The organism is Rhodoferax sp. BAB1 (assembly GCF_013334205.1).
Classification (GTDB): Bacteria; Pseudomonadota; Gammaproteobacteria; order Burkholderiales; family Burkholderiaceae_C; genus Hylemonella.
Map to the genome: position 1 here is coordinate 3,665,416 of NZ_CP054424.1, position 16,544 is coordinate 3,681,959.

The window sequence follows — 16,544 nt, forward strand, 5'->3', positions numbered from 1 at the left end:
TACGCATGGACGGTCTGCAGCCTCTGATCGATTTCGTACAAAAGCACCCGCGTCTGCTGGTCATCACCGGCGCCGGCTGCAGCACCGCCGCTGGCATCCCCGACTACCGTGACGAAAACGGGGCCTGGAAACAGCGTGAGCCCATGCGTTTTCAGGTCTTCACCGGCGACCCGGTCGCGCGGAAACGTTACTGGGCGCGCAGCATGCTGGGCTGGCGCACCATGGCGCATGCGCAACCCACGGCCGCGCACCACGCGCTCGCGCAGCTGGAACGCGCGGGCCGTATCGTTCAGCTCGTGACGCAGAACGTGGACGGCCTGCACCAGGCCGCGGGCAGCCAGGCCGTGGTGGACCTGCATGGTCGTATCGACACCGTGTGTTGCCTGGGCTGCGGTGTGCGCTCGCCACGCCGCGCGCTGCAGGAGGAGCTGATGGCGCGCAACCCGGACTGGCTGGGACTCGACGCGCGCAGCCTGCCCGATGGCGATGCGGATCTCGACGGCCTGGACTTCACCGCGTTTGAGGTACCGGACTGCCCGCAGTGCGGCGGTTTGCTCAAGCCCGACGTGGTCTTCTTCGGCGAAAGCGTGCCGCGGGAGCGTGTGGCGGCGGTGCGGGAGGCGCTGGCGCAAGCGGATGCCGTGCTCGTGGCTGGTTCGTCGTTGATGGTGTATTCGGGTTACCGCTTTGTGGAGGAGGCGGTGGCGACAGGCAAGCCGGTGGCGGCTGTGAATCGAGGGCGGACGCGGGCGGATTCGGTGTTGGCGTTCAAACTAGAGATTGAGGTTGGTGAGGCCATCAAAACGCTGGCAGTGGAGTCGGCGGGGCTGGGGCCGGCTACGTTGGCCCGGTCTTCGATCGCCGGATGAATGTTGGAGTAAACCGGTACGCTTCGCGGCGCAATTCCGGTGCGTGCCCGCGTCGAAGGAGTTCTTAAGTTTCATGCTGTTCGACGATGAAACGAGCGCGTTCGTAGAGCTCATCGAAGGTCAAGACCTCCGGGGCTCCTAGATTTCGCCGGAATAGTTCGAATGAGCGATACCGCTCCTGATTCACACCATGTTGCATCATGAACTCACGCAAGCTGCCCACCACAACGAAAGACTTCGGGAGATAGTTGAAGGCCTCTTCTCCAGTCGGATTCCCCGACCCGTCGTGCAGCGCAAGCTTTTGGCGGATGGTTTCCGCAGCCAATGCCACCGTTCCTTGAACTTGCGCGACTGCGCCGGCGAGTTCGTCGGAAATCGCCCAGCAGCCGCTCCGATAGGGTTTGTCCTGGAGAAGCTCAGTCGTGTGGTGCTTGATCTCCACAAAGCAAAGGCTGGAAATGACACCTCGACTTCTTAGCAGGGCATCGACCCGCTTCCCATGTTCTGTAACGGTATGGCCATGGACCACTTGCTCAAGCTTCTTGTCCGAGAGCCCCGACAAAGCGATGTAGCTGAGGCCGTACCCGAAGATCCACTGGTTCTTTTCGAAAAACTGCTGCCACACTCCCTCCGAGGTGCAGTTTTTCTTCGACTTGATCTCTTCGAAGTATGCGGGGTCCTCCAGGAGCTTGTCGAAGACCTGCAGTTGCCGCTTTCTGTAGCCGACTGCCACGACATCCTGCTTCGTAATTTGCGACTTCAGCACCTCCGAGAATAGCTCCTCGTTGTCGCGAAGCAGTGCCTGCGCTTGCTGTGTTGACAGAACCATACGGCGCAACTGCTCGTCCGTGATCTTCAGCGGCGCAGCGCTCTTCAACGGCATGGCCTGGATGTGGTTGATGAACTCCACCAAACGCCCGATCTCGTCGCCGATGAACGAGAAGCTCGCGTTGTGCGGCTTGGCCGTCGCGATCGTGTAGCCTTGAATGCTCAGGACGAACAGGCCGCGATCATCTTCGAAGAACTTCGCGGTTATCGTAGTTTTTGCTCCCTCCTTTAGGCGGAGCACCATCTCGCCCTTTTCGTGGGCAAAGGCATACGTCTCTGGTTGGTCGAGCAGCTTTGTTGCTATGCGCACCTTTCGCTCAGGTTCGGAGAACGACTTGAGCGATGGACTGATGTAGGTCTTTCCCGGCAGCGGATTCTCGTAGTTATCCATGTGCGGCCCTGAACTTGAAAACCTAACGTGATATGGACCGCAAAAGTGCGGAATAACATGGACGGATGGTCATCCTGGCGCCTCCCTTGTAGCAAGCTAAATGCCTGTTTTGTTTCAAGAATTCGCGCCAATATAGCGCAGGGACGCGCACTTCACAAACCGCGCGTCACCCCGTAAAGATACGAATGGTGCGCGCATGGCCCGCGAGCCTGCAGACTGTCCAGCGCCATACTCCTCATCGGCTCCCCGCATCGGAGCTCCCCAGCAATAAGGAACAACCGTGCAATCAGCCAGTGACCAGTGGTTCGACGAGGCGTATTACCAGCGCTACTACTTTGACAAGAAGACCAGCGGGGTTGACCCCGCGCATGTGGCGCGGCTGGGTGCATTCGTGTGCAGCTACCTCAAGTACCTGCGCGTACCCGTGCGGCGGGTGCTGGACGTAGGCTGCGGCATCGGCCTGTGGCGCGAGGCGCTGACGCTGCACTTTCCCGAGGCGCAGTACCACGGCGTGGAGGTCAGCGACTACCTCTGCGCGCGCTACGGCTGGGAGCGCGGTTCGGTGGTGGACTACCGATGCGCCGAGCCCTTCGACTTGGTGATCTGCCAGGGCGTGCTGCCCTACCTGAACGAGGCCGACCTGAATCGGGCGCTGCACAACCTGGGCACGATCAGCCGGGGCGCGCTGTATGTGGAAGCCGTGACGCGCGAGGACTACGAGCGCGACACCATCGACGAGACACTGACCGACCCGCGCCTGTTCCGTCATTCCGGCCAGCTGTACCGGCGCGGCCTGTCGCAAGGGTTTACTGAGCTGGGCGGTGGCATCTGGCTGAGCCGCCAGGCCGAGGTGCCACTGTTCGAACTCGAGTGCGCGGGCGGCTGTTGACCCGCATCCCATCGCCATAGCCACGGCTCACTCCCCGCTGCCGAACAAATCCCGAAACTTCTGCGCAGCATCCTCAGAGCCCCCGCTCTTGCCCATCGGCACCCCCTTCGGATACTCCTCCGCAATCCTGTCTTCCCAATAGGTCGTCGGGTTCGGCGCATTGCACAGCCGGCGAAAAACTTCCTGCGGCACCTGCTTGTAGGCCAGCACGGTCTTGCTGTCCCAGTGCAGGTCCAGCTGCTGGGTTTTTTCGTCGTAGTCCGCGCGGCGGAAGCGACCGATGGTGAAGGTCTTGCTTTGCATGGCCCATTGTCCCGGGCGCCAAGGCCCGGCGCAAGTGGACTGCTAGCGCCGCCCTCTGGCCGCGGCTGCGACCTTTATTTGCCGGCGGGCTTGCCGGCGCCGGCCGTGCTGGCGGTGGTTGTCATGCTGGCCGGCGCTGCTGGAGCCGGTGCCATGGCCGCGGTCACACGCGCCTGGTTGGCCCGCGCCAGCCGGGGCAGGTTGCCGCCGCTGGCCTCGCCCAGGCTGTAGCTGAGGGTGGCCGCGCTGCCCTGGCCGTTGATGCGCATGGGGATGTTGATGCCCGAGAGTTCGGCCAGTTCACCCGCGCTGGCCCGCTTGAGGCCCGGCGTCACGGTGGTGTCCAACCAAGCGTCGATCTGCAAGGTGTCCAGGGCCAGGTCCACCTCGCCCTTGCTGGTGAAGAGGGGGGACTTCAGCAGCAGGTCTTCGCTGCGTGCCTTGCCCTGTTCCACGCTCAGGCTGGCCTTGAGTTCGTTGTAGGCGGTGTTTTCCGTCAGGCGCACGCTGTCGCGGCGCTCGGCGCCCGTCAGGCCCAGCTGCTCCTTGCCGGCCAGCAGGGCCTCACCCAGTTGCACACCGGCCAGCGTGCCGCGCGTGAGCGCCAGGCTGGCCGTGCCCGTGAGCGACTGGCGCAGCGCTGGCAACGTGGCCCCTTGCGCGTTCAGGTCGAACAGCAGCTGGCCCTTGCCGCTGAGCCGGGCCTCGCTGCCCGTCAGGTCGGCCAGCAGGGCATCGATCTGCACGCCGCTGAGTTTCTGGCGCATGGCCAGCTTCGGTGTCTCGCCGGCGCTCAGGCTCAGGCCGCCTGACAGGCTGCCGCCATAAAGGTGTGCCGTGATGGGCTCCACGCTGAGCGTGCCCGAGGCGGCGCGCAGTTCGGCGGCAAAGGCGCCGGTCTGCAGGCGCGCCACGCGCAGTGAGTCGCTGCGCAGCTTGCCGCGCAGGTTCAGCGTGTTGAGTGCGTCGAAATCTTTCGCCTGCGTGCTGTCCTGCAGGCGGCGTGTCCAGTCGCTGACCAGGTAGCGGTCCAGGTCCAGCGCGCTGGCTGCGAGGTCGAAGGTCCAGGCCGGGGCCTTGAAGTCCTGCAACTGCACGCGGCCGCTGAGCTGGTTGTCGTCGATGCCGGCCTTCACATCCAGCGTCACCTCCTGCGTGGCCAGCGCGGCCGACAGTTTGCCGTTGGCCGTGGCCTGCAGGCGCGCGGCCAGCAGGGGGTGGCTGGCGCTCCAGCTGGTGTTGAGGGCCTCCAGCTGCAACAAACGTTTCTCGCTGTCGTAGAGCAGGGGGCTGTTGCCGCGCCCCTGCAGCGTGCCGCCGGCGTGTTTGAGCTCCAGGGTGGCCTGTACATCGGCGCTCTTCCAGGCCTTGGTGCCGGCTTCGATGGCGGGCGCTTGCAGCGTGGCGGCCAGCACGGACTGTTCGCGTGTGACGCGGCCTTCCAGCGCCAGCGTGCTGGCCTGCCAGAGCTCGCGCGTCAGCTGCACACGCGCGGCGGCCAGCTTGCCTTCGAGATGGTCTTGCGCCAGGCGCCCGCGTGCCGTGGCGCTGAAGGGTTCCAGCAGCAGCTTGTGCTGGCCCGGCCAGGCCGTGAGCCGGCCGCGCCAGTCCAGCAGCAGTTCGTTGAAGCCGACGGCATCACCCTGCGCCTGGCCTTCCATCTGGGACAGTTCGTAGCGATGGCTGGCGTGGTCGTAGAGCAGCTGCGCGTTCAGGCGCAGCTGCAGGTCCAACTGCGGCTGCACCGACTGCAGGCGCAGGCTGGCCTGCACCTGGCCGGCCGTAGCGTCGGCCAGGCGGCCGGTTTCCAGGTTGAGCCCGTGCACGAAAAAGGCCTGGCCCGAAGCCTCGTCCTGGAGGTTGAACGAGGATTCGAGCACGCGCACTTTTTCCACCGCGAACTGCAGCTCGCCCATCCAGTCGGCCGGCACCAGCAGGTCGTCGAAATTGCTGCTGCCGTCGGGGTGGCGCAGCAGGTTGGCGTGCACGCCGTCGAGCACGACGCGTTCCACCTGCACCTGCTTGCGCAGCAGCGGCCACCAGGCGACATAGAGCCGCGCGTTTTCCACCGAGGCGAACTTGCGGCTGCTGTTGCGCTGGCTCAGGCTGAGCTTGCCGGTCTCCAGGCCCAGCTGCGGGAACCAGGTGACGTGGATGTCGCCGTCGAGCACCAGATCGCGCTGCTTGTGCGTCTTGACGTAGTCGACGATCTGCGCCTTGAAGTCGTTGGCGTCGAGCAGGTAGAGCGTCAGGCCGACGATGCCGCCGAGCAGTGCCAGCACCAGCAGCAGGCTGCCCAGGGCGTGGCGCCAGTATTCCTTGGCATAACCTTCGGCAAACGGGGGCTTGAAGGGCAGCACATAACCCAGGGCCGTGCCGACCACCCCGTACCAGCCCAGGAAGGCGAGCTTGAGCGAACCCGGCTGCGCGGGGACGGGCGCCGGAGCGGCTTTCTTGCTGGGCTTGCTCATGGGACGGGGCGTGGGGGCGGGACGATCATTCTTGATGAAGCCGCTGTTGCCGTCTGTAAGTTGTAGTAACTGCGAGCCCTTGTGTGCCCCACGCCCGTGCGCCGGGGCCCGCTCAGGCGAGCGCGAGCAGCAGCAGGCCCAGCGCGGCCGGCAGGGCCTGCACGAAGAGGATCTTGCGGCTGGCGGTGGCCGCGCCGTACAGGCCGGCGATCAGCACGCAGAGCAGGAAGAAGACCTGGATGTGCGTACCCGCCGCGCCCAGGCTCAGGCCCCAGAGCAGGCCCGCGGCGAGGAAGCCGTTGTACAGGCCCTGGTTGGCGGCCAGCACCTTGGAGGCCCGGGCTTTCTCCAGCGTCTGGCCGAAAGCCTTGAGGCCGGCCGGCTTGTCCCAGAGGAACATTTCCAGCACGAGGAACCAGATGTGCAGCAGGGCGACGAGGCCGATGACGATGGCGGCAAGCGTGGACATGGCGTTTCCTTCGGGTGGGTGCGCAGGTAGGGAACGATACCGCAGGCACAGACCGCCGTGGAAAGGCGTCCGCAGCGCTAGCCGGTCAGGGCGTCAACTTCCTGCCGCGTGGTCCAGGCGATGGGGTCGCGGTCCAGTACATCGTGCAGGTCCATTTTCAGGGCCAGGGCCGTGGTGTCCGGGAAGGTCTGGGCGAGGTCTTCGTCGGTGTAGCCCATCTCCATGGCGCGGCAGCGCCAGACCGCCAGGTGCAGGATGCCGCTCAGGGGCTCGTAGCTGTCGCGTTCAAAGGGCGCGTCCTGGTGTTCCAGGATGTCCACCAGGGCTTGCGGCAGCTGCCAGGCGCGTGCCAGGTCGGCGCCGACCTGGGCGTAGTTGTAGCCGACCAGTTCGTATTCGGCGCTGTGCCGCTGCGGGGCGTACAGGGGCATGCGACGGTCGAGCTCTTCCATCTGCCGGGGCATGCCCAGGTGCATGACCAGCATGCCCAGGCCGTGCAGCAGCCCGGCCGTGAAGGGCGAGACCGGGTGGCGGACGTCCTGGGCCAGATGCCGCGTGAGCTTGGCCACGTTCAGGCTGTAGCGCCAGAAGCGCGGCATGTCCACGTTGCCGACCTGACGGAAGGCGCTGGTGGCGGCAGCGGCGTAGGCCATTTCGCGCACCTGCTGCAGGCCCACCAGGGCCATGGCCTCGCCCACGCTGGTGATCGGCTTCTGCCGCTGATGGTGGGCCGTGCCGACGAGCTGCAGCAGGCGCGTGGTGAGCACGGGGTCCTGGCCCAGCAGGCGGTTGATCTGGAAGAGGTCGGGCTCGTCCCGGTCGAGTTCGGCCAGCAGCAGCGCGATCACGCGGGGAATGCTGGGAAGCGCGGCGGGGGACTGGAGCAGGCTGGCGAGTTCCATGGGGTGCTTCAGAGCTGTCCGTACTGGGTGCTGCCGATGTCGCTTTTCCCGCCAGCTGCGGAGGGGCCGGACGCGCTGTTCGCGCTGCCCGTCGGCGCCGCCGGGGTCTCGGCGCTGCGGCGTGCCAGTCGCACCCTGGCGTGGGACACGTCGCCCGGGACTTCGCGCGTGCGCATCGCCACGCCGGTCTGATCGGCGCCGTCGCTGGCGCGGGCCGGCATGGCGAAGGCGTCGACGGTTTCGTCGACGCGCCAGAAGACGCCCTGCAGCGTGACACCGGCGCGGTTCATGGCGCCGGTCATCAAACGCTGCTCGGCCTGGGCGAAGCTGGCGGACGCGCCGTTCCACTTGGCTTCGAACAGCTTGCTGACCTCGATCATGACGATGAAGACCTGGTGCTGCTGGTCCACGTTCACCACCTTGAACTTGTACATATTGGAAAGCACTTCCATGGCCAGCATGCTTTCGCGGATGGACTGGTAGAGCATCTCGCGCCGGTAGCGCATGCCCTCGTCGGGCGGCATGCGTTCCGCACGGGCTTCGCGCTGGGCCGGGGCGGCAGACTTGCCGAGCAGGGTTTTGATTTGGGGCAGCATGGGCTTACTCGGGTGGCGATGTCGGGGGTGGGCGTCGTCTCAGCGAAATTTCATCCGGGCCTGGAAGGCGGCCCAGCAGTTGGCGCAGCGGAAACGGCCGGGGGAGGTTTCCACGCCGCCGGCTTCGGGCCGGTCGGCCTGGCATACACCGATGCAAAAGCGCAGCCTGTCGCGTTGCGGGTCCAGCGAACCCGGCAGGGCGGGTGACATGCGCCCGCGCGCCGGACGCATGGTCACCGATGCTGCTTCCTGCAGGGGCGTGGCCGCGGCGCTGGGCGGGTTCACAGTTCCGCCTCGGCCAGCTGCTTCTCTTGCCGCAGCCGCCGGGTGTATTCGCGCAGGGCTGCTTCCGCCCGCTCGATCTCGCGCGACGGTGCGGCCCGGGGGGCCTGCAGGCAGTCCTGCAACACGGCGCTCATGGCGGCCAGGGTGTCATGCCACGCCGTTTCAGCGTCGGTGGCCGGCGGGCGGGGGGCTTGCTCTGCTTGCTGGTGTTCCATGCGGGCTTCCATTCAGGGGCTGGCACGCTGGCAAAAAGCGGGGGTGGCAAAACACGGAAACGCGCAGGGGGCGTTTCCGTTTGCGACAAGAGCAGGGCCCGAAACGGACGATCTTGACGGCAACCCCGCTATCGTGCCCAGAGGGCCTTAGACCGGAGGTTTTGCGACCCCGACTTTCGTGCGGGTGTGCCAAAGGTAAATGTCAGACACGAATATAAACCAGTCGTAGCAATTCGGGGGCAAAACTTTCAGGCGTGGCCGGGGAGCGCAGGAGCCGGAGGTTGGCTATCGACGGGGCTTCTTAATAGTCCTGGCCCGGCCAGGCCATCCACAGGATGGCCAGCCCGGAGACCCCCATCACGCCTTCCATGAGCTGCAGGAACCGATGCTCGGGCAGGTGCAGCACCAGGCGTTTGGACAGGGTGGAGCCCGCAAACACGAAGACACCGATCAGCAGGCCCTGGCCGATGGCGCGGCTGTCGATCACGCCCAGGGTGTGAAAGGCCGCACCCTTGGCCAGGAAGACGGCCAGGGAACTGGCGGCCTCGGTGCCGATGTAGGCGCCCTTCACCAGGCCGTAGGCCAGGAAAAACGGGGTGTTGATCGCACCGGTGGAGGCCACGATGCCCGTGAGGTAGCCGATGCCGGCGCCTACCAGCGCCATGTGGCCCAGATGGGGCTTCCAGTCCATGCGGCGCAGCCAGCGCCGCACCGGGATCATGAGCAGCAGGAAACTGCCGAGGATGAGTTCGATCAGGCGCGGGTTGAACTGAACCAGGGTGTTCGCGCCCAGCACCACGGCGGGCACGGAGGTGGCCGCGTAGACGCCACAGAGTTTCCAGTCGATGCTGCGCCACCACAGGCCGACCCGCGCGAGGTTGGCCACGATGGCCACCAGCGCAATCACGGGCACGGCCGTCATGGGGCCGTAGAAGTACACGAGTGGCGGCATCAGCAGGATGGTGGTGCCGAAACCGATCACGCCACCGAGTACACCGGCGCCCAGGCCGACGGCGCAGATCAGCAGCATGGGAAGCAGCTCGTTCATGGTCGGTCCAGCAGGTCCAGTGTGCGATGGCAAGGCTGGCCAGCGTAGAACTGCGCCACGACCCGTTGGAACAAGGGCTCCTGCGGTGCCGCCGCCGCAAACAGCGTGGCGCAGGAGCGCAGCTTCATGGCGTCGATGTCGCCCAGGATGTCCTCGGCACTCAGGTCCTGGTGCGCCAGCAGGCAGCCCATGCACTCCTTCAGCCGCGCTCCCAGCACCGGGTGCTGCAGATAGGCCAGCGCCTCGACACGCGAGGCGAGGCCGTAGTGCTGCGCCATGCTGCTGCGGCCCAGGCCACGCAGCTGCGGAAAGATGAACCACATCCAGTGGCTGGTCTTGCGGCCGGCGCGCAGCTCGGCCAGCACCTCTGTGTAGACCGGCGCCTGGGCATCGAGAAAGCGTTGCAGGCTGTCCATGCCGCTTCAGCTGCGGATGGTGCTGTCGATCACGAAGCGCCGCACGATGAGCGGGGCATCGCCGATGTGAAAGGCGCGCGCACGTTCGCGCAGCGCGACGTCGTCCGCCGTCATGCGCTCGAAGCGGCGCAGGTGGTCCGTCCAGGATTCGTCGACGATGTGCTCGACGTAGATGCCGGGCTGGCTGAGGTCGTGCACCAGCTCCCAGTGCAGGGCGCCGCGGCGCAGGCGGCTGCGCCGGTTTTCCTGCATCACGGCCCGGAACGCTTCCTCCTGGGCCGGATCGATGCGGTACTCGATGGTGACCAGCACATGGCCCGAGGTCGGCGGCGTGCTGACCACGGGCAGCCTGTATTCGCTGGCCGGCGTGAGGTCTTCCTCGTCGTGATGGGCGGCCCACAGGCGGCGGGCCAGCACCATGGCCAGCACGGTCGACACGGCGGCCACGCACAGGCTGGTCTGGATGCTGCTCCAGGTCGCCACCTGCCCCCACACCGCCGCCCCCAGGGCACCGGAGCCCATGAGGGCCATTTGGTACATGGACATGCCGCGCGCCCGCACCCAGTTGGGCAGCGCCATCTGGGCGGCCACGCTCAGCGAGTTGGCGACGGTGATCCACGCCACCCCGCCCAGGAACATGGTGGGCACCGCCACATAGAGGTTGGGCGCAAAGGCGATCACCGCCATGGAGGCGGCCTGCAGCAGGGTGCCCACGGTCACGCGCTGGTTGAGGTTGAGCTTGGCGCGCAGGCGTGGCAGGAACATCACGGCCGTGATCGCCCCCGCGCCCATGGAGGCCAGCAGCAGCGTGAAGGTGCCGGCGTCACCGTTGGGCAAACCCCTGGCCACCAGCGGCAGCAGGGCCAGCAAGGCCGTGGAGTGGCCATAGAACAGGGCGATGCGCAGCAGCACCACCCGCAGGCGGGCCGAATGCGCGACAAACTGCAGGCCCACCCGCATGGCGCTGAACAGGCGCTCGCGCCCCAGCGGGCTGGGCTTGTGCTCGCGACGCCAGCGCATGATGACAAAACCGGCGATCACCGAAAGCACGGCATTGAGCAGGAAGACGTAGACCGTGCCGGCGCTGGCGATCAGGGCGCCGGCCACCAGCGGCCCGACGATGCGCGAGCCGTTCATGGCCGCGCCATTGAGGGCCAGCGCCGCCGGCAGCTGCGGGCGCGCCACCAGCTCGGGCACGATGGCGGCGAACACCGGCCAGCGCATGGCCAGGCCGATGCCGTTGGCAAAGGTCAGCAGCAGCAGCAGGGGCGGCGACATCCAGCCTGCCAGGATGGTCACGCACATCAGGATGGCCACGGTGGCCACCCAGAACTGGGTCAGGATGTAATAACGCCGGCGGTCCAGGATGTCGGCCATGGCCCCGCTGGGCAGGCCCAGCAGGAACACCGGCAGGGTGGAGGCGGTCTGCACCAGGGCCACCCAGATCGGCGTGGTGGTCAGCGAGGTCATCATCCACGCGGCCGCGACGTCGCTCATCCACATGCAGATGTGGGCCACCAGCCAGGTGCCCCACAGCATGCGGAACACCGGGTGGCTCAGGGGCGCCAGGGCGTTCATGGAGGGCGCCGCTACAGCCGCTGTCGCAGTGTCTGGTTTCCTGGAGCGCGAGAAGAATCCCATGGGGCTATTGTCTATGGTCGTGCCCGGGGACTGCGGCCTGCGCAGCGGCCGGGCCACTGCTGATGCAGGTCAGGCCCAGCGCAGGTGCCTGCCCGGCAAAGGCCGCCAGCGTGATGTCGGGGTCACCGACGGCCCATTGCACCGTGTAGCGCTGGCCGTCGTCCAGCGCGACCACTCCTTTGATGCGCAGCAAGCGGTCGTCGCGCAGGGCCTCGATCTGCGCGCGCAAGGCGGTGGCCGACAGGGCCGCGTCCATCGCCACGAAGCGGGCCGCCGCGTGGTGGTGATGGCCGTGGGCTGCATGCGACGGCGCGGGCGCCGCACCGGCCGCGCCGTCCAGCAATGCGCAGACCTGTGGCCAGGCGAGGGAGGCCTGGGCCGACGACACCAGGGCTGCGCGCGGGTTCAGTGCGCGCAGGGCAGCTGCCAGGGGCGCGCCATCGGCCTGGTCGACCTTGGTGATGATCAGCACATCGGCCGCTTCGATCTGCGCGCGCGCCTCAGCCTGCGCCTCGATCAGGGCCAGGCCGGCCGGGGCGCTGGCGGTGGCCAGCACGCCGGCGAGGGCGTAGCGCTGCTGCAGGAAGGGGACGGTCCCGAAGGCCTGGATGATGGGCCGGGGATCCGCCAGGCCGGTGGTCTCGATCACCACGGAGGAAAACGTGGGGCGGCGCCGGTACAGGCGGTCCCACCAGAGTTCGGTCAGCGCCTCTTCCAGCCCCGGCAGGCCGGTGCAGCAGACGCAGTTGTTGGACAGCAGCATGGCGCTGTCCACGGCACTGGCCAGCAGGCGGTCGTCGAAACCCACTTCACCGATCTCGTTGACCACCAGCGCCGCATCGGCCAGCGCCGGATCACGCAGCCAGTGTTTCAGCAGCGTGGTCTTGCCGCTGCCCAGGTAGCCGGTCACGAGCCAGACGGAGATCCGGCGGCTGCTCATTTGTGGTGATGCCCCAGGCGGGCAGAAATGGCCTGGCCGGCTTGCACCACCAGGGCGGAGAATTTGCGCAAGCCGGTCTTGCTGACCCGTTGCGCCGGCCCGGCCAGCCCCACGGCGGCGACCACCGCACCACTGGCATCGAAGATCGGTGCGGCCACGCCGCGCATGCCGTTTTCGGATTCCTCATCGTCAATGGCATAACCGCTGTCGCGTACCTGCGCCAGGATTTTCGTGAGCTTCGCCTTGTCGGTCACCGTATGTTCGGTGCGCGGCTGCAGCCTGGCCCGCATGATGTGGGCCACCACCAGCGGCGGGCTGTAGGCCAGCAGGGCCCGGCCTTCGCTGGTGCAATACGCCGGCATGCGTACACCGAGGTAGGAGCGCGTGCGGATGGCGTGCGGGCTGTCGATGTTGCGCAGGTAGAGGATTTCGGCGTCGTGCAGCACCGCCAGGTGCACCGTCTCGCCACTCTGTGTGCTCAGCGCGTGCAGGTGCGGCACCGCCTGCTCCGACACGTCCATGCGCCGGCGCACCTGGGCGCCCAGGGAAAACAGCAGCAGTCCGAGCCGGTAACGGCCATCGACCGGGTTCTGTTCCAGGAAACCTTCGGACACCAGTGTGCTCGCCAGCCGATGGGCCGTGCTCTTGGCCACACCCAGGCGTTTGGCCAGGGCGGTGATGCCCAGTTCCGGCTCTTCGGGGGTGAAGGTCTTGAGCAGGCGCAGGGCGCCGCCGACGGATGACAGGCGGCGCGACGGGCTTTCAGCGTCGACGGTCGTCATCGCTTGGGCTCGATGGTCATGTGGATGGGACCGGCCACGCCTTCCCCCACCAGCGAACGCAGCGCCAGATCGGTCTCCTCCAGCGTGAAGGTGTGGGTGCTCATGGCGGTGACGTTGTGGCGATTGCCGGCGATGAGCTGCAGCGCCAGTTCCACCGACTCGTAGGAATGCCCGCGCATGCCCTTGACGGTCAGGAAGTTGGCGATGATGCGGTCGCTGTCGAAGGCCGGGATCTTCTGGCGCTTCTGTCCGCCCAGGATGACACGGCCGCGCTTGCGCGCCAGCTCGATCGCGCTGATCACCGAGGCCGGCCCGCCGGCCGCGCAGTCGATCACCAGGTCGGCCATGCGCCCGCCGGTGAGGTCGGCCACGGTCTCCAGCAGGTCCTGCGCCTCGATGTCGATGGTGTGGTGAGCGCCCAGCTGCCGGGCCAGGACCATGCGCTGGCGGTCGGTCTCGCTGCCCAGGCCGGTCACGATGATCTGCTCGGCCCCCGCTTCGCGCGCAGCCACCACGCAGGCCAGGCCCTGCTGGCCGGGCCCCTGGATCAGCACCGTCTGCCCCGGCCCGGCGCCGCCTTGCAGGTAGGTCCACTCGATGCCGTTGGACAGGGGCAGGGCCAGGGCCGCGTGGCGCGCCGAGACCCCGGCCGGCACATGGTGGAACACCGTGTTGAAGTGCAGGTGCTGCTGCTGTGCAAAACCACCCCACAGGCCGGGCGCCACCGACAGGCCGGTGGCGCCGTAGCGCAGTCCGCCCAGGCGCCAGTCGGTGGCATTGCACAGCCGGAACTCGCCCGAGCGGCAGTACTCGCAATGACCGCAGGGCAGGTACTCCTCCAGTGCGACCAGATCGCCTTCCTTCACGTTCCAGTGCCGGGCCGCGAAGCTGCCGATCTGCTCGACCTGGCCCACGGTCTCATGGCCCAGGATCAGCGGCCCGCGCGAGGGCGGCAGGTTCTGGTAATAGCCCCAGTCGCTGCCGCAGACGCCGGTGCAAAGCACGCGCAGCACACCGGAGGCCGCGTCCGGTGCGGGCACGTCCAGCTCGCGGATCTCGGTGACGCCGGCGGCGATCGCCACCGCGGCTTTCATGCGGTGCCTCCGGCTGCGGGGTGGGGCTGCGTGCTCATACCGTGACGTGCGGCTTCTTGGGTTCGGCCCGCAGCGCGTCCCTGGCGGCTTCGTGGAAGGGCTGGCCTGCGGGCAGCACGATGGCGACCGAACGGATCTTCTGCACGTGCGGCTCGGTGCCGGGCGGCGGTGTGCCGTGTTCGGCCAGCGCCGTGGCCGCGGCGATCAGGCGGCGGCGCGCCTGCACGATGCCGCGGTCGGTGCCGGTGAGGTGCTCGCGGGTGCGGTCCGCGATCGGGCCCATGCTTTCCTGCAGCGAGGAGTCCTGCACGGCAATGCCTTCGATGCCGCTGTAGAGCTCGCCGGAGCGCTGCTTCTCGCGGTCCATCAGGTAGTCGTTCGACTTGTTGGCCAGCGGGATGTAGGTGCCCGGTACGTACTTGCAGTGGATGCCGTGGCCTTCCTGCATGGCCTGGCGCTCGGTCGCGCTGAGCGCGCGCGTGGGGTGGTAGTCGAAGCTCCAGGCCCAGCAGTTCTCGTCGTCGATCGGCACCCAGAAGTGGCCGTGCACCGGGTGGTCGCCGCGCGGCGGCACCATGGTGAACATGGGCATGATCCAGGGCGTGATGCGCCAGTAGAGCTTGCCGGCTTCGGCCTTGCGGCTCACCCCGATCAGCAGCCCGCCCTCGGCCTCGGCCACCTCGAACTGCGGCCGCAGGTCCTGCATGTTGTACTCATTGCCCTTGGCGCCCTTGAAGAGCGGGTCGCGGCTCAGGCCGCCGCGGTGCAGGAAGGAGACGTGGCTGGAGTCGATGCCGCCTTCAAGGGCCTGCAGCCAGTTGCATTCCTGCAGCCGCTTGGACATGAAGCTCTGTTCGGCGGGCACGGTGGCAAATTCCCATTCGGGGGCCGGCGGCTGGTGCTCGGGCGGGCCCATGTAGATCCAGACCACACCGCCGCGCTCGATCAGGGGATAGGACTTGAGCTTGACCTTGTCGCACAGGCGGCTGCCCTCCGGCTCCGAGGGCACGTCCACGCACTGGCCGTTGACGTCGAATTTCCAGCCGTGGTACGGGCAGCGCAGCCCGTTTTCCTCGTTGCGGCCGAACCAGAGCGAGACCCCGCGGTGCGCGCAGAACTCGTCCATCACGCCGAGCCGGCCCTGCGTGTCGCGGATGGCGATCAGGCGTTCGCCCAGCAGCTGGACGCGCACCGGCGCACAGTCGGGCGCGGGCAGCTCCTCGGACAGGAGCGCCGGCAGCCAGTAGCGCCGGAAGAGGTTGCCCATGGGGGTGCCGGCGTTGGTGCGGGTCACCAGTTCGTTCTGTTCTTTTTTCAGCATCGTTGTCTCCTGTTCCGTATAGAGGAATGGTTTTCCTTTTGGAAGAACGAAGATAGCATGAGCCCAACGGTTCCAGCAACCCATAAAAAGGAGACACCCATGGTTCGTCAACTCTTCGCCGTGGCCGCGCTGCTCGGCCTCTCGACCGGCGCCCTGGCGCAGGCCCCGTCGCCCGCCGGCGACTGGCCTGCCAGGCCGGTGCGCATCGTCGTGCCCTACGCCCCGGGCGGTTCCTCCGACACGCTGGGGCGCATGATCGCGCAGCAACTGCAGAACAACCTGAAGCAGACCTTCGTGGTGGAAAACAAGGCCGGCGGCGGTGGCACCATCGGCTCGGGTCAGGTCTCCAAGCTGCCCCCCGACGGCTACAGCCTGGTGGTCTCGGGCATCGGCTCGCATGTGATCGCGCCGGTGGAGACCAAGGTCTTCAATCCGATGAACGACTTCACCCACATCGCGCTGCTGGGCGGCCCGCCCCTGGCGCTGGTGGTGCACCCCTCGGTGCCGGCGAATACGGTCCCCGAGTTCATCGCCTATGCCAAGCAGCTCAAGGACGGGCTGAGCTGGGGCTCGCCGGGCCAGGGCACCCACGGCCACCTGGTCGGTGAACTGCTGGCCAAGCAGGCCCAGTACGCGCAGACCCACATCAGCTACAAGGGGGCCGGGCCGGCCGTCACCGACCTGCTGAGCGGCCAGATCCTGGCCGCCGTGATGACCTATTCGTCGGCCAACGCACACGTCAAGACGGGCCGGCTCAAGGCGCTGGCCACCACGGCCTCCAAGCGCCTGGCCGACATCCCGAACGTGCCCACCTTTGCCGAGCTGGGCTACCCGGGCCTCACCTCCATCACCTGGTTCGCCCTCTCGGGCCCGCCCGGCATGCCGCCGGCCCTGGTGGCCCGGATCAATGAGGAAGTGCGCCGTGGGCTCAAGACCGAGGCCGCACAGAAGCAGCTCGCATTCGAGAGCATGGAAACCCAGGACTGGGATGCCGCGACCTTCACGCGCTACGTGGGCAGCGAGATCGAGCGCTGGACGCCGCTGGTGTTGTCCATCAAGAAGCCCCAGTAAACCGGAACGGGAA

General features: G+C 67.2%; 18 protein-coding genes and 1 riboswitch. Of the genes, 3 read left to right on the forward strand and 15 right to left on the reverse strand.

Going from position 1 to position 16,544, the window contains the following annotated elements; all coding sequences use genetic code 11:
- Positions 1 to 5: 5 nt before the first annotated feature.
- Positions 6 to 869: an NAD-dependent protein deacetylase gene (locus HTY51_RS17715; RefSeq protein ID WP_174253969.1), complete on the forward strand. Its 864-nt coding sequence runs from the start codon at positions 6 to 8 to the stop codon at positions 867 to 869.
- A 64-nt stretch (positions 870 to 933) separates the two neighbouring features.
- On the opposite strand, the gene HTY51_RS17720 is transcribed toward HTY51_RS17715, so the two are convergent.
- Complete coding sequence (locus HTY51_RS17720) at positions 934 to 2,088, reverse strand: Shedu immune nuclease family protein (RefSeq protein ID WP_174253970.1); 1,155 nt, start codon at positions 2,086 to 2,088, stop codon at positions 934 to 936.
- Positions 2,089 to 2,368: 280 nt separating this feature from the next.
- Here HTY51_RS17720 and HTY51_RS17725 point away from each other — a divergent pair, with 280 nt between their 5' ends.
- A complete protein-coding gene (locus HTY51_RS17725; RefSeq protein ID WP_174253971.1) occupies positions 2,369 to 2,977 on the forward strand; it encodes a class I SAM-dependent methyltransferase in 609 nt (202 codons plus the stop codon).
- Positions 2,978 to 3,004: 27 nt separating this feature from the next.
- On the opposite strand, the gene HTY51_RS17730 is transcribed toward HTY51_RS17725, so the two are convergent.
- The 14 genes from HTY51_RS17730 to HTY51_RS17795 form a co-directional block, all read right to left on the reverse strand.
- Positions 3,005 to 3,280 (reverse strand): KTSC domain-containing protein, encoded by a 276-nt coding sequence (locus HTY51_RS17730; protein ID WP_174253972.1) that lies wholly within the window; start codon positions 3,278 to 3,280, stop codon positions 3,005 to 3,007.
- 74 nt (positions 3,281 to 3,354) lie between these two features.
- Positions 3,355 to 5,751 carry an AsmA family protein gene (locus tag HTY51_RS17735; RefSeq protein ID WP_174253973.1) on the reverse strand — a complete coding sequence of 799 codons (2,397 nt, stop codon included), beginning with the start codon at positions 5,749 to 5,751 and terminating at the stop codon, positions 3,355 to 3,357.
- A gap of 112 nt (positions 5,752 to 5,863) precedes the next feature.
- Entirely contained in the window at positions 5,864 to 6,220 is a 357-nt protein-coding gene (locus HTY51_RS17740) for a DUF1304 domain-containing protein (protein ID WP_174253974.1), read from the reverse strand.
- A 77-nt stretch (positions 6,221 to 6,297) separates the two neighbouring features.
- Positions 6,298 to 7,122, reverse strand: coding sequence for an HDOD domain-containing protein (locus tag HTY51_RS17745; protein WP_174253975.1), 825 nt, complete (start codon positions 7,120 to 7,122; stop codon positions 6,298 to 6,300).
- A gap of 8 nt (positions 7,123 to 7,130) precedes the next feature.
- On the reverse strand, positions 7,131 to 7,718 hold the full coding sequence (locus HTY51_RS17750) for a hypothetical protein (protein ID WP_174253976.1): 588 nt from the start codon (positions 7,716 to 7,718) through the stop codon (positions 7,131 to 7,133).
- Between the two features lie 39 nt (positions 7,719 to 7,757).
- On the reverse strand, positions 7,758 to 8,003 hold the full coding sequence (locus HTY51_RS17755) for a hypothetical protein (protein WP_174253977.1): 246 nt from the start codon (positions 8,001 to 8,003) through the stop codon (positions 7,758 to 7,760).
- Positions 8,000 to 8,218, reverse strand: a complete 219-nt coding sequence (locus tag HTY51_RS17760; RefSeq protein WP_174253978.1) for a hypothetical protein — start codon at positions 8,216 to 8,218, stop codon at positions 8,000 to 8,002. Before HTY51_RS17760 ends, HTY51_RS17755 begins: the two co-directional genes overlap by 4 nt.
- A gap of 115 nt (positions 8,219 to 8,333) precedes the next feature.
- Positions 8,334 to 8,419, reverse strand: a riboswitch (cyclic di-GMP riboswitch).
- A 100-nt stretch (positions 8,420 to 8,519) separates the two neighbouring features.
- Positions 8,520 to 9,266 carry a sulfite exporter TauE/SafE family protein gene (locus tag HTY51_RS17765; protein ID WP_174253979.1) on the reverse strand — a complete coding sequence of 249 codons (747 nt, stop codon included), beginning with the start codon at positions 9,264 to 9,266 and terminating at the stop codon, positions 8,520 to 8,522.
- Positions 9,263 to 9,682 (reverse strand): DUF1810 domain-containing protein, encoded by a 420-nt coding sequence (locus HTY51_RS17770; protein WP_174253980.1) that lies wholly within the window; start codon positions 9,680 to 9,682, stop codon positions 9,263 to 9,265. Before HTY51_RS17770 ends, HTY51_RS17765 begins: the two co-directional genes overlap by 4 nt.
- Before the next feature lie 6 nt (positions 9,683 to 9,688).
- On the reverse strand, positions 9,689 to 11,260 hold the full coding sequence (locus HTY51_RS17775; protein ID WP_174253981.1) for an MFS transporter: 1,572 nt from the start codon (positions 11,258 to 11,260) through the stop codon (positions 9,689 to 9,691).
- 67 nt (positions 11,261 to 11,327) lie between these two features.
- Positions 11,328 to 12,263 (reverse strand): GTP-binding protein, encoded by a 936-nt coding sequence (locus HTY51_RS17780; protein ID WP_174253982.1) that lies wholly within the window; start codon positions 12,261 to 12,263, stop codon positions 11,328 to 11,330.
- Positions 12,260 to 13,045: an IclR family transcriptional regulator gene (locus HTY51_RS17785; protein WP_174253983.1), complete on the reverse strand. Its 786-nt coding sequence runs from the start codon at positions 13,043 to 13,045 to the stop codon at positions 12,260 to 12,262. The genes HTY51_RS17780 and HTY51_RS17785 overlap by 4 nt, the downstream gene beginning before the upstream one ends.
- Complete coding sequence (locus HTY51_RS17790; RefSeq protein WP_174253984.1) at positions 13,042 to 14,139, reverse strand: zinc-binding dehydrogenase; 1,098 nt, start codon at positions 14,137 to 14,139, stop codon at positions 13,042 to 13,044. Before HTY51_RS17790 ends, HTY51_RS17785 begins: the two co-directional genes overlap by 4 nt.
- 34 nt (positions 14,140 to 14,173) lie before the next feature.
- Positions 14,174 to 15,460 carry a Rieske 2Fe-2S domain-containing protein gene (locus HTY51_RS17795; protein ID WP_174253985.1) on the reverse strand — a complete coding sequence of 429 codons (1,287 nt, stop codon included), beginning with the start codon at positions 15,458 to 15,460 and terminating at the stop codon, positions 14,174 to 14,176.
- A 99-nt stretch (positions 15,461 to 15,559) separates the two neighbouring features.
- On the opposite strand from HTY51_RS17795, the gene HTY51_RS17800 reads away from it, so the two are divergent.
- Positions 15,560 to 16,531, forward strand: a complete 972-nt coding sequence (locus HTY51_RS17800) for a tripartite tricarboxylate transporter substrate binding protein (RefSeq protein WP_174253986.1) — start codon at positions 15,560 to 15,562, stop codon at positions 16,529 to 16,531.
- The last annotated feature ends 13 nt before the right edge of the window (positions 16,532 to 16,544 follow it).

Bases quoted from the DNA above. Each gene is read 5' to 3' on its own strand.
- HTY51_RS17790 (WP_174253984.1), bottom strand. From the start codon at position 14,139: ATGAAAGCCGCGGTGGCGATCGCCGCCGGCGTCACCGAGATCCGCGAG.
- HTY51_RS17715 (WP_174253969.1), top strand. From the start codon at position 6: ATGGACGGTCTGCAGCCTCTGATCGATTTCGTACAAAAGCACCCGCGT.
- HTY51_RS17750 (WP_174253976.1), bottom strand. From the start codon at position 7,718: ATGCTGCCCCAAATCAAAACCCTGCTCGGCAAGTCTGCCGCCCCGGCC.
- HTY51_RS17795 (WP_174253985.1), bottom strand. From the start codon at position 15,460: ATGCTGAAAAAAGAACAGAACGAACTGGTGACCCGCACCAACGCCGGC.
- HTY51_RS17800 (WP_174253986.1), top strand. From the start codon at position 15,560: ATGGTTCGTCAACTCTTCGCCGTGGCCGCGCTGCTCGGCCTCTCGACC.
- HTY51_RS17740 (WP_174253974.1), bottom strand. From the start codon at position 6,220: ATGTCCACGCTTGCCGCCATCGTCATCGGCCTCGTCGCCCTGCTGCAC.
- HTY51_RS17785 (WP_174253983.1), bottom strand. From the start codon at position 13,045: ATGACGACCGTCGACGCTGAAAGCCCGTCGCGCCGCCTGTCATCCGTC.
- HTY51_RS17720 (WP_174253970.1), bottom strand. From the start codon at position 2,088: ATGGATAACTACGAGAATCCGCTGCCGGGAAAGACCTACATCAGTCCA.
- HTY51_RS17745 (WP_174253975.1), bottom strand. From the start codon at position 7,122: ATGGAACTCGCCAGCCTGCTCCAGTCCCCCGCCGCGCTTCCCAGCATT.
- HTY51_RS17735 (WP_174253973.1), bottom strand. From the start codon at position 5,751: ATGAGCAAGCCCAGCAAGAAAGCCGCTCCGGCGCCCGTCCCCGCGCAG.
- HTY51_RS17760 (WP_174253978.1), bottom strand. From the start codon at position 8,218: ATGGAACACCAGCAAGCAGAGCAAGCCCCCCGCCCGCCGGCCACCGAC.
- HTY51_RS17765 (WP_174253979.1), bottom strand. From the start codon at position 9,266: ATGAACGAGCTGCTTCCCATGCTGCTGATCTGCGCCGTCGGCCTGGGC.
- HTY51_RS17730 (WP_174253972.1), bottom strand. From the start codon at position 3,280: ATGCAAAGCAAGACCTTCACCATCGGTCGCTTCCGCCGCGCGGACTAC.
- HTY51_RS17780 (WP_174253982.1), bottom strand. From the start codon at position 12,263: ATGAGCAGCCGCCGGATCTCCGTCTGGCTCGTGACCGGCTACCTGGGC.
- HTY51_RS17770 (WP_174253980.1), bottom strand. From the start codon at position 9,682: ATGGACAGCCTGCAACGCTTTCTCGATGCCCAGGCGCCGGTCTACACA.
- HTY51_RS17775 (WP_174253981.1), bottom strand. From the start codon at position 11,260: ATGAACGCCCTGGCGCCCCTGAGCCACCCGGTGTTCCGCATGCTGTGG.